The 14,166-nt window shown below is 60.3% G+C and carries 9 protein-coding genes; 1 reads left to right on the forward strand and 8 read right to left on the reverse strand.

The annotated features are described in order from the left end of the window. Positions 1–16 precede the first annotated feature (16 nt). Positions 17–3,769 (reverse strand): DUF1631 family protein, encoded by a 3,753-nt coding sequence (locus tag ACNSOI_RS17750; protein ID WP_420194683.1) that lies wholly within the window; start codon positions 3,767–3,769, stop codon positions 17–19. A 193-nt stretch (positions 3,770–3,962) separates the two neighbouring features. Between ACNSOI_RS17750 and ACNSOI_RS17755 the strand changes: the two genes are divergently transcribed. Continuing rightward, entirely contained in the window at positions 3,963–5,033 is a 1,071-nt protein-coding gene (locus tag ACNSOI_RS17755; protein ID WP_354444767.1) for an aminopeptidase, read from the forward strand. Here the strand turns inward: ACNSOI_RS17755 and argA are convergent. The 7 genes from argA to coaBC form a co-directional block, all read right to left on the reverse strand. Further along, complete coding sequence (gene argA / locus ACNSOI_RS17760; RefSeq protein ID WP_354444765.1) at positions 5,007–6,314, reverse strand: amino-acid N-acetyltransferase; 1,308 nt, start codon at positions 6,312–6,314, stop codon at positions 5,007–5,009. The two genes, ACNSOI_RS17755 and argA, sit on opposite strands and share 27 nt — an antisense overlap. Positions 6,315–6,331: 17 nt before the next feature. Further along, on the reverse strand, positions 6,332–7,501 hold the full coding sequence (argE, locus tag ACNSOI_RS17765) for an acetylornithine deacetylase (RefSeq protein ID WP_420194684.1): 1,170 nt from the start codon (positions 7,499–7,501) through the stop codon (positions 6,332–6,334). 22 nt (positions 7,502–7,523) lie between these two features. Next, positions 7,524–8,768 carry an acetylornithine deacetylase gene (locus tag ACNSOI_RS17770; RefSeq protein WP_420194685.1) on the reverse strand — a complete coding sequence of 415 codons (1,245 nt, stop codon included), beginning with the start codon at positions 8,766–8,768 and terminating at the stop codon, positions 7,524–7,526. 24 nt (positions 8,769–8,792) lie between these two features. Continuing rightward, complete coding sequence (argB, locus tag ACNSOI_RS17775) at positions 8,793–9,689, reverse strand: acetylglutamate kinase (RefSeq protein WP_058091499.1); 897 nt, start codon at positions 9,687–9,689, stop codon at positions 8,793–8,795. Positions 9,690–9,727: 38 nt separating this feature from the next. Beyond that, positions 9,728–12,367 (reverse strand): phosphomannomutase/phosphoglucomutase, encoded by a 2,640-nt coding sequence (locus ACNSOI_RS17780; RefSeq protein WP_138435912.1) that lies wholly within the window; start codon positions 12,365–12,367, stop codon positions 9,728–9,730. 97 nt (positions 12,368–12,464) lie between these two features. Further along, the gene (gene dut, locus ACNSOI_RS17785; protein WP_058091501.1) at positions 12,465–12,926 is read right to left on the reverse strand and encodes a dUTP diphosphatase; all 462 of its coding nucleotides are present in this window, start codon (positions 12,924–12,926) and stop codon (positions 12,465–12,467) included. Further along, positions 12,923–14,137 carry a bifunctional phosphopantothenoylcysteine decarboxylase/phosphopantothenate--cysteine ligase CoaBC gene (coaBC, locus tag ACNSOI_RS17790; protein ID WP_286252180.1) on the reverse strand — a complete coding sequence of 405 codons (1,215 nt, stop codon included), beginning with the start codon at positions 14,135–14,137 and terminating at the stop codon, positions 12,923–12,925. Before coaBC ends, dut begins: the two co-directional genes overlap by 4 nt. Positions 14,138–14,166: the final 29 nt, after the last annotated feature.

Consider the following 14,166-nt stretch of genomic DNA (forward strand, 5'->3'; position numbering starts at 1 on the left):
AGAGCAATTTCCCGGATCAGGTCAGGCTGGTAAGCAAGCGTGGTTTTTCAACAACAAAGCCCTGAGCATAGTCCACACCCAGCTGCCTGAGCATATCCAGAACGTCTCGGGATTCAACCTGGGAGGCAATGACTTCCCGGTTCATGTAGTGCGCCATATCCACCATGGACCTCACCATTGCCTGATCAGTCTGGCTCGACACCAGCTGGCTGGTGAAGGCACTGTCAATCTTGATCAGATCCACCGGCAGGGAACGCATGAACTGGAACGAACTGGGGCCACTGCCGAAATTACCCAGGCAGAACCGGCAGCCCAGCTCTTTCATTTCCAGGATGAAATCGGCCACCGCCTGCACGTCGCTGATGGCAGATGCCTCGGTCAGCTCAAACCAAAGCCGTTCGATGGGCGCGTCTTTTTCACTGAGCTTCTCGTAGATAAATTCCAGCAAGCTCTGATCATTCAACGAATACCCAGACAGGTTGATACACACGCCCCCGACATGTCGGGGGTCCGGCGCCTGGTCCCTCAGCCAGTCCAGCATATGCCCGACCACCCAGCGGTCCACCGCCTGCATGCGATCATAGCGCTCAGCCATGCGTACAAAATCCTGGCCGGTTATCAGGGCGCCGCTGTCATCGTACATGCTGATCAGAATCTCATACTGGGCCGTCATCCGGGCCTCGGCATGAAGCGGTATGATCTTCTGGCAGCGCAGCAGCATGCGCTCTTCATCCGGATCCGACAGGCTGGCGACGCGCGCAGCGATCTGCTCCTGGCGGGCCTGGTCATCGGCATCCAGGGTATATTCGGCGATCTTGCCCGGCCCCATTTTCCGGGCCTGGGATAACGCCTGCTCCGAACTTCTCAGCCAGCGTTCGGCACTCACCAGAGCCGGCAACTCGGCCACCAGGCCAACGTTGGCCGACAACGTATACTGGCGGCCGCCAAAGGCAAACTCTGCCGATTCAATGGCCTCGATCAGGGCCGCGGCCACATCCTGGCCCTGCTCTTCCGCAACCAGCATGGCGAACTCATTGCCGGCCAGGCGCGCCACCGGCATGCCATCACCCACATGGCGGCACAACAGCTCTGCCACCTGTTTGAGGGTTTCATCACCCGCCTGGTAGCCAGCGGTATCATTGAGCAACCGGAAGCCACGCAGGTCCAGATGCAACAGAGTGCGGCTGTCTTCACGACGGGCCAGCTGCTGCTCCAGCATCCGTTCGAACTCCCGGCGGTTGAGCAAACGGGTCAGCTCGTCATGGGTGGATGCCCAGGACAGCTGGTCATAAACGTTGCGAACCATGCGGTCGATACTTTCATCCACCAGCGGTCGGTCGTACTGGTTATCAGGCACGATGATGCCTTTGCGCATCTGCCGGGCCAGCGCGTCCAGCTCCAGCTCAACCACCCGCATGCCCTGATGATTGACGAAGACAAAGCGGCTAAAGCCCCGGGCAATCCAGACCAGCCGGATATACTGGGGTTCATCAGGCCGGGTCTGGTCCCGCAGCCAGTCCCCGGTACGCAGCTGCTGTGACCGGTTGATCCAGCGCTGAAGACTGCGCTGTTCCCGCTCGTTGAGGGTTTGCGGGTCTTTCTCGGCTGGTTTTGCCGGCGGCACTTCGACCATCTCAGGGGTTTTGTCGGGCCGGCGAACCAGGAAGTGCTTCAATTCATCGCGAATCTGGGATGACGGCATGTGATTGCTGGATATCGACGCCAGGCCGTCCTGGATCAGCCGCAAAAGCTCCGGCAGGTTGATACTGCTCTCCGGATCATCGGCAAAGGCCAGCAGCGAATCAATCACCGCCAAATAGTCCTGCCAGAGCTGACTGTCTGGTCCCTGGCGAATCCAGGTCAGTGACAACAGGTCCCGCCAGCCGCCTTCCAGCAAACTGACCAGCGCCCGGGGTACCTTGCGACCGGCAATACGCTGATCAATCGCGGCGCTCACCGCCGCCTTGGACTCAGACACCTTCTGGGCACCCTCGGCCGCTGCCGTTACCCGCTCGACGTTCCGGCGGTAGACCAGATTCTGCCGGTCAATCAGGGTGTCCAGCTCGGTCACCGTCTGTTCAAACACGCCGGTGTCCTGCTCGAAATCCGTGGCAATGCGCTGAACCAGCTCGTCGACCCGTCGCTGGACCACCGGGTTCAGGCGGCCACCCTTCACCCCCAGCTGGGCCAAACGGTTCATCACGCCGCGGACAGGGCTGTCCTGATCCTCAAAAAACGCCGGATCCCGCATCACTACCTTGAGCACCGGGACTTCCAGTTGGCGCATCCGGGCCTGCACATAGTCACTGAGCTTGGGGCTTTCCACGACACTTTTGAAAAAGCGATCAACGACATCCAGGGTTTGCTGCTGCTCGTCATCCAGCCGGGCTTCGCCGATTTCCTTGATCTTCTCGACCACACGCTCTTTCAGCGGGGCGGCGGATTCTTCCTGGCCCGCCGCGCGCACCTGTAACTCCTGCAATTCCCGGTGCAGTTCACCGGTCGACAGTGGGCGCGCATTGGGGGCAAAGTCCTCCTGGGGACTTTCCCCTCGGGAGACCCGGCTTGCCTGCAGGGTTGTGAGCAGATTGCGAACGGTGGAAAACGCCGTCTGGGCGGCCTGGGCGTAGCCACGGAATTCACCGGATAACCGGCTTTTCAGGGCTCGACTTGCGGTCGTGGCGCGGGATTCCTCGGCGGGCTGGGCCGGGCTCTCGGCTGGGGTCTCTTCTGGCCTGGTGACTGTCGGAGCGGGCGTGGGCTCGTTCTTTGGCGGTGCCTGCTCACTGAGGTATTTGGACAGGTCCAGGTCTGGCAGCACACCATGGCGAATAAGAATGTTGTTCAGTTCCCGGTACAGCGGCGCCAGTTGTTTAAGCACGGTTTGCTCAAAGGTCTTCAGGCAGACTTTCTCCACCTCCCTGGTTGCCTTGAGCTGTAACAGGGCATGATGGAAGGCCTCACAGACCAGCGCTGGCCCAAGCGGGTTGTGGTGGCCGGTGCGATTGGCGATACCGAGCTTGTCCAGTCGCAGCTTGAGCTGAAGCAGGTCGCCCCGGTACTGGGTATCGGCCCGGGTGACCATTACCCGGATGGTCAGCCAGTCTTCGAACTCGTTCTTGTCGACCACAGACAACTCAGCCCCCGGCGCGCCCTTCTGGGCTGGCTTCAGAGGAGATTCCAGGAACCTCGCCATATGGTGCCAAAGAATCCTCTGGCGTGCCTGGAGCTGCCCTGAGGCGTCCATATACTCGTTGGCCAACTGGTCGCTGGGTGCCTTCTGGGCAGCCTTGCGGAGCGCCTCTGCCATCTGCACGAAACAGGCATCCATCAGCGGCTCAATGAAACTGGTTACCGTTTTTGCGGACTGATGGAGAACAAACTGCACACGCTCACTCGGCGCCCGCAACGACGACCTGGCCTGATCACCACTGCTGCCGCAAAGCTGCAGCATGGCATTCAGGGCGTCGGGATTGGAGCGGGTGAAGTTTACCCCCATGGCGCCGTCGATACGCCGAACGGGACTGACGTGCAGTTCGTAACGACGCTGACCATCCGCACCGCGAAAACGAACCACCAGCTCGGACGGCTGGTTTTGATCGAACACCCGGTCCAGTTTTCGGGAGGTTTCACCGGAATAACGTATGAACAGGCCTTCGGCGCAAAAATCAGCAATCTGGCAGGGCCAGGTATTACCGCCACCTGCGTCGATCTGTGCCGCGAGTTTAATGGGCTGTCGGGTACTGCTACGACGTTCTCTCGGATCCATGAACTACCTGACCAATTGATAAGCCGGCCTGGTCGCCAATGACCGTCGCCCTGGCGAACATCCCTGAGTTAGTGGCTGTGATCTGCTGTTATGATAAAAAGAGTATAGCCAGCCCCGGAAAACAGCCAGCGAGCCTGTCACGACGAGCACCAGGGCGGAGCCGGAAAGACCATCAATCACAACGTACGGATACATGAGACAGCTTAGTCAGATCTATCTTCTTTTGCTACTGTTAACGGGGCTCCAGGGGTGTTCGACCATTGGCTACTATGGCCAGGCAGTGGGCGGCCATCTTTCACTGATGCTGCGGGGACAACCTGTGGAATCGGTTGCCCGCGACCCACAAACTGACCCTGAACTGAAACGAAAACTGTCCGTTGCACAGTCCGCACGCACCTTCGCAAATGACGTACTTCAGCTACCCGTCGGCAAGGCCTTTACCAAATACGTTGAACTGGACCAGCCCTGGGTTGTGGTCAACCTGGTTGCTGTACCCGAATTCTCGCTGGACCCTCACCAGTGGTGTTATCCTGTGGTGGGCTGCCAAGCCTACCGAGGCTACTTCAATCTGGAGCGGGCACGCAAGGAGCAGGCCCGGTTCAACGCACAGGATTACGACACCTTCATCGGCGCTGTCACTGCCTACTCTACCCTGGGCTGGTTCAATGACCCTCTGCACACCGGTTTTACCAGCCTGCCAGATGACCGCATGGTGGCACTGATGTTCCACGAACTGGCCCATCAGGTGGTGTATATCAAGGAAGACACCGCGTTCAACGAAAGCTTTGCCACCGCCGTTGAACTGGAAGGCCTGAGAATCTGGCTGGAACAGCAGGCGTCCGAAGCCGGTTTTGACCGCGCCCTGCAGCGACTGGAGCACCGTAACCGGACCCTGGACCTGGTCAACGGAACCAGCGCACAGCTCCGACAGCTTTATCAGCAACAACAGGTACTGGCCGCTGACGTGCTAAGGGGCCGCAAGGCAACCCTGTTGGAGGAACTGGCCCTTGCCTACGCCAGGCTATCCGAAGACTACCCGGAGCCTGGCCCTTTTGGCACACCACCGGTGCGCCTGAACAACGCCAACCTGGCTCTGTTCCAGCAATACAACCAGCATGTGCCGGCATTCCGGCAATTGTTGCGGGATCACCACTACGACTTCGGGCGCTTCTATGACTCGGTCAAGACCTTGTCCAGGGCCACGCCGGAGGCGCGGGAACAACAGCTCAGCGCCCTGTCACAACGGTTTGTAGAACACCTTTGAGTTGCGTTGGGTGTTGTAGGAGGCCAGCTTTGGCCCGGGCAAATCCTGCACCGCCGTGGGCAGAAAGCCCCGCTCCCGGAACCAGTGTTCGGTCTGGGTGGTCAGCACGAACAGTTTGCGGATACCCTGGGCCTTCGCCAGCTTTTCAATCATCGCCAGAATGTCGTCACCACGCCCGGCACGCCGGTACGACGGGTCGACCGCAAAACAGGACAGTTCACCGGTGCCTTCGTCCGGGTAGTGATACAGGGCAGCACAGCCAACGATGGTGCCATCCCGCTCGGCCACGACGAAGCGGTCCACTTCGGTTTCCAGCATTTCCCGGGAGCGGCGCACCAGGATGCCCTGCTCTTCAAGGGGCTGGATCAACTCCAGAATACCCCCGATGTCTTCCACCCTGGCCTGGCGGATCTGCTCGTAGTTATCCCCGCTCACCAGGGTTCCGGAACCGTCCCGGGTGAACAGTTCCTCCAGCAACGCGCCATCCTCAACGTAGCTGATGATGTGGGCCCGGCGCACGCCTTTCACACAGGCATCACAGGCTGCTTTGAGCAGTGCCGCGTCATGGCCGGTCACCACATTGGTATTGAGGCGTTCCGACGCCTGGCGGGCCGACAGCTCCCGAATCAGTGAGCCGTCTTCCTCAAGCAGGCCTTCGTCATCAATGAACACGATCAGTTTTTCTGCCTGCAAGGCAGCCGCCACCTGGCTGCCAACGTCCTCGTAAGACAGATTGAAAGCATCACCGGTGGGTGAGTACCCCATCGGCGGCAACAGAACGATGTGGCCTTGTTCCAGCAGCTGTTCGATGCCACGGGTATCCACCCGGCGCACTTTCCCGGTGTAGCCGAAATCCACGCCATCCAGCACGCCCACGGGCTTGGCGGTGACATAGTTTCCACTGGTGACCCGGATTCTGGCATTGTGCATGGGCGAGTTAACCAGGCCCATGGATAACTGGCTCTCCAGGTAGGCCCGCAATCCGCCAATAGCCTCCATAACCAGGGGCAGGTGGTTATCCGGGGTGATGCGCAGGCCACGGGCAAAGGCGGACTCCAGGCCGGCGTCGTCCAGCCGGGACTGAATCTGCGGGCGACCACCAAAGGCCACCACCAGGCGCACACCCAGACTGCTGAGCAAGGCAATATCGTGGATGATATTGATGAAGTTCCGGTGCTCGATGGCATCGCCAGGCATGGTCAGCACAACGGTTCGGCCGCGATGAGCATTGATGTACGGAGATGAGTGGCGGAATCCGTGCAGCCATTCGTTCGATTTCAAACCTTTCTCCCCTTCCATCACAGACAAAACTGCTTGATCAGCCCGCGCAGAATATCCACGGTTGGTTGTAATTGCGACATCTCGAGAAACTCATCCGGCTGATGGGCCTGGTCGATGGAACCAGGCCCCATCACCAGGGTTTCCAGGCCCAGCTTCTGCAACCAGGGCGCCTCGGTGGCGAAGGCAACCGCATGGGCGGTATGGCCGGTCAGCGCTTCACAGGCCTTGACCAGGGCCGCGTCGGCCGGCGTTTCGAACGGCGGTACGCCGTCGAACAAGGGCTCGAAAGTCAGATTCAACTGCCGGCGCTCGGCCAGGGGCTGCATCCGGTTGAGGATCGCCTGGCGCAGGGTTTCCATGTTCATCCCGGGCAACGGTCGCAAATCGAAGTGGAGTTCGCACTGGGCGCAGATTCGGTTCGGGTTGTCACCCCCGTGAATGCAGCCCAGATTCAGCGTCGGTACCTGTACCTTGAAGTTGGGGTTTCGGTATTTTTCCTGCCATTCAGAGCGCAGGCTCAGCAGTTCCCCCAGGGCCTCATGCATGCCCTCCAGGGCATTACGGCCGAGGTCCGGGTTGGAGGAATGGCCGGACTGACCATCAAACCGCAGCCGCTCCATCATGATACCCTTGTGCATCCGAACCGGCTTGAGATTGGTCGGCTCGCCGATCACCGCATACCGGGCCTTCGGTTTGCCGGCCTCGGCCAGGGCCCGGGCGCCGTTCATGGAGCTTTCTTCGTCCGCTGTGGCCAGGATAATCAGCGGTTGCTGAAGCGGCTGGTCAACAAAGGCTTTGGCCGCTTCAATGACCAGCGGGAAAAAGCCTTTCATATCGCAGGTGCCCAGGCCGTACCAGCGATTGTCCTTTTCGGTCAGCGTGAACGGATCACTCTGCCAGCGCTTGTCATCGAACGGAACGGTATCGGTATGGCCAGACAGCACCAACCCGCCCGGACCGCTGCCCAGGGTGGCAATCAGATTGTATTTACCCGGCATCCCTGGCACTTCCAGGATTTCCACCGCAAACCCCATAGGCTCCAGCCATTCGGCCAGGGTTCTCACCACCGCTTCGTTGCTGTGGTCCCAGTCCGGTGATGCGCTGCTGATGGAGGGCAACGAAATCAACCGGGTCAGCATGTCCCGGATGCCCGGTACGGTCTGTAACTTGTCAGTGCTGTGCGCCATGGTAGCCTCCCGGCTGTTGATCTCAGTCTGCCCTGCCCCGCCGCCAGACATCGAATTGGGTGATCGCACGGATCAGTATCGGATAGGCCACTTCGCCGCCAGCAACGGTGCGTGACACTTCCAGCTCACGCTCACCCACGCTGACCAGGCGGCCTTCTACCTGATTGCCGTTAGACAGCGTTACCCTCACCTGCCGCCCCAGCCAGCTCTGCGCCCCGTCCAGGTCCGCCGGGTACCATTGCTGAACACCGGGCTCCTCCCGGGGGATCACAGGTTCCAGAGCTTCCAGGGGCAGCTGTGGCTCTGGGGCTACCATTTCAGTCAGGTAGATGTCGGGGACCCCGGCACCATTATAGTCAACGGGCCAGGCCGCTTCGGGCACCGATTCGGAGCGTACCGGTATTCCATAAGTTCCAGAGCCGGGCTGAATGGCAAATTGCAGCTCGCCACCTTCCATCAGCCACTGGCGATAGAGCGCCAGTAACTGATCGCTGCCATCGTAACCGCGGGCTTGCAGACCTGCCTCCATCACAGAGACGGCGTTGCGGGCCCATTGGTTCACGTCCTGCCCGGTTTCCCGGGCACAGTACGCCGACAGGCGGCGCATCAGGCCAGCGTCCCGAAAGGTGATACGAACCGGTTCAGCACTGTTCTCCAGGGTGGCCGCCAGGCCGGAGAGATGAACCCGGGCGCCCGACCATTCCGCTTCCAGGCTGCCGGTTTCTGCACTGTTGATCTCCAACCGGACCCCCTCAGGGCTCTGCTTCAGGTGCACATCACCGCGAATAGCGGAAATGCCCATGCGCATCAGGTCGCCACTGCCCAACTGCTGCCGGGGATCAGGTGCACAGGCCAGTGACACCAGCGGCGGCAGCCGCGATTGTGTCTCGGTACCGGCGGTCAGCCAGTTCCGGAACATGGTAGGCTCCAGAGCCATGCTGGCCTGCTCTGCCGCCAGCGACCAGGTTGCCGGCAGCGGTGACGGGTTGGCCAGGGTGGTCAGCAGGGTCACAGGGGAACCGGCATCAAACTCAATCAGACCCAGCTGCAACGGCTGGGTCAGTCGGAAATCTTCCCAGCGGGATTGCCTCAGGGTCACCCGCCCATCCAGAGCGGAACCAATCTGGCCTCGCTCCAGCACACCATAGCTGGAAAGCTCCGACCGCGCTTGTGCCATGCGCTGATCCGTCAGCCACCAGACGCCGGCCTTGAAACCGACAAAAGCCACGATTCCCAACGTGATCAGAAATGACAACAGGCGCTTCATCCGGTTGCTCCCGGGTCAGGTTGTTTAGTTCCGGGAAATCAGGGTACCAACGCCTTCGTCGGTAAAGATTTCCAGCAGACAGGCATGGGCAACACGGCCATCAATGATGTGGGAGGTGCGCACGCCGTTTTCCACCGCACTGAGCGCGCAGCGAATCTTCGGCAGCATGCCCCCGTGGATGGTGCCATCATCAATCAGATCGTTGACCTGCTGGGCGGTCAGGCCGGTCAGCACCTTGTCTTCCTTGCTCTTCAGGCCGGAGACATTGGTCAGCAGAATCAGCTTTTCCGCCTTCATGGCTTCCGCCACCTTGCCGGCCACCAGGTCGGCGTTGATGTTGTAGGAGGCGCCATCCGGGCCCACACCGATCGGGGCGATCACCGGAATCACGTTGCTGCGGGTGAGCATGTCGATCACGTCGACATTAACACTGGCAACCTCGCCCACGTGGCCAATGTCGATGATCTCCGGTCGTTCCAGTTCCGGTGAACGGTCAACCACCTCCAGCTTGCGGGCACGAATCAGGTTGGCGTCTTTACCGGTCAGGCCCACGGCGGTGCCTCCCTGGGCGTTGATCAGGGATACAATTTCCTTGTTTACCTGGCCACCCAGCACCATTTCCACCACATCCATGGTTTCAGCATCGGTCACGCGCATGCCGTTCACAAAGCGGGATTTGATGTTCAAACGCTCCAGCAGCTCGCCAATCTGGGGGCCGCCGCCGTGAACCACGATGGGGTTGATACCCACCAGTTTCATCAGCACCACGTCCCGGGCAAAGCTGCTTTTGAGCTCTTCGTTTTCCATGGCATTACCGCCGTATTTGATCACAACGGTCTTGCCAGTAAATCTTTGGATATAGGGCAGGCCCCGGCTCAGTACCGAGGCCACCTGCATTGCTGTTTCACGATCCAGCGCCATGGTGATGTGCATTCCTTACTGTCAGAGAATGTGTCTTGTCAGAAGCCCGCAACCAGGTCGGGTGCGGCCTTCTGTAATTGTTCGCGGAAGACGGCTTTGATTCGTTCAAGCGCCTCGTCGGTTTCAGCTTCGAACCTGAGTACCAGAACCGGCGTGGTGTTGGATGCCCGGCACAGCCCCCAGCCATCGGTATAATCTACCCGAATGCCGTCGATGGTACTGATGTTGCCGTCACCAAATTCACCCAGTTCGCCGAGGCGCTCAATGATCGCGAACTTCTCGCTTTCCGTCACCTCGACATTCAGCTCAGGCGTGCTGATATCCTCAGGGAAATCGGCAAAGACATCGTCACTGTGACGATCCTCAATACCCAGGATTTCCAGCAACCGGGCTGCCGAATACAGGCCGTCATCGAAACCGTACCAACGCTCACCAAAGAACACGTGGCCGCTCATTTCACCAGCCAACAGGGCACCGCTTTCTTTCATTTTCGCTTTCATCAGGGAGTGGCCGGATTTCCACATGATGGGCCGGCCGCCAGCTTCGGAAATCACGCCCGCCAGGCGGCGGCTGCATTTCACATCGTACAGTACGTCCGCGCCCGGGTTACGGGACACCACATCCCGGGCGAACAGCATCAGTAACCGGTCTGGCCAGATGATCTTGCCAGTGTTGGTCACCACGCCCAGGCGGTCGCCGTCACCGTCGAAGGCCAAGCCGATATCGGCGCCGGTTTCCTGCACTTTGGCGATCAGATCCTGCAGATTGGCTGGCTTGCCGGGGTCCGGGTGGTGATTGGGGAAGTCGCCATCCACCTCGCAATACAGCGGGGTTACCTCACAGCCAAGTTCCTCGATCAGCATGGGGCCGAGTTCGCCCGCGATACCATTGCCGGCATCCACCACGACTTTGAGCGGGGCAGCCACGGCGATGTCACCGACAATCCGGTCCAGATAGGCCCGGCGCACATCTTCCCGGGACTGGGCGCCCTGACCAGAGGTGAAGTCGGCGGTCTGAATACGCTGGTAAAGTTTCTGAATCGCCTCGCCAGACAGGGTTTCACCGCCCAGCATGATTTTCAGGCCATTATAGTTGGCGGGGTTGTGGCTACCGGTCACCATCACACCGGAGCCTGTCTGCAGCTGGTGTGTTGCGAAATAGAGCACCGGCGTGGGTACTGCTCCGACATGGATCACATTGCAGCCGGTTGCCATGATGCCACCGGCCAGCGCATCGGCCAGCTCCGGGCTGGAATGGCGACCATCGTAACCAACGCAGATAGAGGTAACTCCACGGGCCGAGGCCTCGGAACCAATGGCAAGACCAATCACCCTCACCACGTCGGGCGACAAGGTCTCGCCAACAATGCCCCGGATGTCATAGGCCCTGAAGATTTCAGGGGCAACCTCGACCGACGGCAGCTCGGCTTCCACTACCTCGGGGATATCCTCATCAAACAGGGCATCATCGCCACTGCCAAAACCAAGCACATCCTCGTCGCCATCGAGCATATCGATGTCGGGCATGTCCTTGTCCTGGAACAGGGGTTCTTCTTCACCGGAGGCGGGCTTTCTGGCACCAGCTGCCGATGGCTGCGGTTTTGCGCTCTCGGCGGCCTTTGCCAGCCGTTTATCAACCATCTGCGACAGGCGGAACAGCACCTCGCCAGTAGAGGCCACCATATCCCAACGGAAGGTCGGCAGTTTCACCCGCTCGCCACCAAACACCTTGTGCGACCACTGGATCAGGGCCGTTACATCCTGGCGAATGCCTCGCTGGGCGCCGCCCAACAACACCCAGACAACAATCGCGGCCGCCAGTGCCGGAATGCCGACCAGCACGGCAGCCACAATGGTATTGACCGGCGCCTCTGGCGCCCGGGCCGGCTGGAACACCACCGACCAGTCCGGATTCGTCAGGGTTCTGGCTTCAGAAGGGCCCGCCCCCCGGCCGGCGCTGACCACGGTGCGCTGGGAACCCGATGCCGCCTGCACCAGCGACAACTGGCCTCCCAACTGGCGGTTGCCAACGGTCAGAAGCGGCTGGAGCTGATCCGCGCCGTAAACCACAAGCACACTGCCCTGCACTGCATTGCTGACCGGATGTCGAACTGGCGCGGCGTACTGAAGATACCACTGATCGTTACGGGGAAAGGCGTCCGGCAATAGTGACTGCCCGTTCTCTGCCCGCCGGGCCAGCTCCAGGCCGGCAAACCCGAGCAGGCTGTCGCTGCTGCCGGTGCGGGGAATATCGCGGTAACGGAAGACAAAAACCGCCTGGGCTCCCGGCAACGCCGCCTGCAGCTGGCGCGCCAGCTCGTCCCGGTCACCTTGTTCGGCAAGCTGATTGCTCACATAGCGCTGATTGGCCAGGGCACGCACTTGTTCCTGCTGGGCGCTAAAATACTGGTTCAGCCTCTGTTGGGCGCCGTCGGCCTCAACCACCCGGGCCTGCTGGTAACTGCGCTCACCGGCGGGCACAATGACCAGGAAATGAAGCAGGGCCACCGCAACCACGCCGGCCAGAACCACCACCAGCGCCTGGTTGAGTGCTACGGTATTGAGTCGCTTGAGGCCTGACCCTGAAGATTCTGCTTTTCGCTTGTTTTTCTTTCCCGGCTTCTTTTCGGGATTGTCATCCACCGACGGCTCTTTGATTTTCTTTTTACCGAGTTTCATAGTGCTTCCCGCAATGATTTTTACGTCCCGGACAATCAGTTACCAGCAAAGTATAGACGCCGACCTGCATAAACGCTGCCAGCCTCCGGTAACCGACTCAGTGCGTTCCGGTTGAACCAAACCCGCCCTCGCCGCGGGTACTGGCGCCGAATTCAGACACCACTTCAAAGTCTGCCTGTACAACCGGCACCAGAACCAGCTGGGCAATACGTTCACCGATGGCGATGGTGAAAGCGGTTTGGCCCCGGTTCCAGCATGACACCATCAATTCACCCTGGTAATCGGAATCGATTAACCCCACCAGGTTACCCAGCACGATGCCGTGCTTGTGGCCAAGACCGCTGCGCGGCAGGATCATTGCCGCCAGCGACGGGTCTGCGATGTGCACGGATAGTCCGGTCGGAATCAGGTGTGTCTCGCCCGGCTCGACCGTTAATGGCGCATTCAGGCAAGCACGCAGATCCAGGCCGGCCGAGCCCGGCGTTGCATACTCCGGAAACGGTATGTCGGTGCCAATTCGATCGTCCAGGATTCGTACCTGCAGTTTCTTTTGCGTCATGAGTTCCCGACCTTGTTGCTGTGTTCGGCGATCAACGCCACCAATGTATCTGCGATGGCCTGCTTGCTGTCCGGGCCAATCGCCTGCTCCCCGCTCGGCCAGAATACCGTGACGGCATTCTGATCGCTGTTAAAGCCCAGCCCCGGTACGGACACGTCGTTGGCCACGATCATATTGAGCTTCTTGCGTTGCATTTTATCGTTGGCATAGCGGGCGACATCTGTGGTTTCCGCGGCGAAGCCCACGGTAAACGGAGGATTCTTGCGGGCGGCAATGGTCGCCAGCGTATCCGGATTTCGCACCAGCGACAGTGTCATCGCTTCGTCCGTTTTCTTGATCTTGTCGCCGGCACAGGCAGCAGGCCGGTAATCAGCCACCGCCGCCGTGGCGATAAAAATGTCGCAGCCCTCCGCCACTACCCGCTCAGCTTCCTGCAACATGTCTTGCGCCGTCATCACCGGCCGGACTGCCACGCCATCCGGCACCGGCAGGTTAACCGGGCCACTCACCAGCACTACCTGGGCGCCCGCATCTGCTGCCGCCCGAGCCAGGGCATAACCCATTTTGCCGGAGCTGTGGTTGGAGATATAACGCACCGGATCAATGGGTTCACGGGTAGGGCCGGCAGTGATCACCACCCGTTTTCCCGCCAGCGCTCCGACAGTGGCCCGGGTTGCATCAGCCAGAATCCGGCTGGCAAGGGCGTCCGGCTCCAGCATCCGGCCAGGGCCTGTATCACCACAAGCCTGCTCGCCCTGATCCGGCCCCCAGACGGTAATCTGCGGGTCTTCCGCCAGCAGAGACATGTTTCTCTGGGTCCGGACATTCTTCCACATGGCCTGATTCATGGCGGGGGCCACTGCAATGGGCGCCTCAGTGGCACAACAGACCGTGGTCAGCAGGTCATCCGCCATGCCTTGGGCCAGACGGGCCAGAAAATCCGCAGACGCGGGCGCCACCACCACCTGATCGGCCCATTTGGCCAGCTCAATATGGCCCATGCCGGCCTCGGCCTCCGGGTCGAGCAGCGATGTGCGCACCGGCTCGCCGCTGAGGGCCTGAAACGTCAGCGGCGTCACAAATGCCTCGGCACCCCGGGTCATCACCACCCGCACTTCAAGGCCCGCTTTCTTGAGCAGCCGGACCAGTTCGGCGCTTTTATAGGCAGCAATGCCACCGGTGATTCCCAGCAGAATTCGTTTGGCAGCCATGAAGGGCTCCGTAATCCCGTAAAATGAAA

It is taken from the genome of Marinobacter sp. GH_1 (genome assembly GCF_048595985.1).
GTDB lineage: Bacteria > Pseudomonadota > Gammaproteobacteria > Pseudomonadales > Oleiphilaceae > Marinobacter > Marinobacter shengliensis.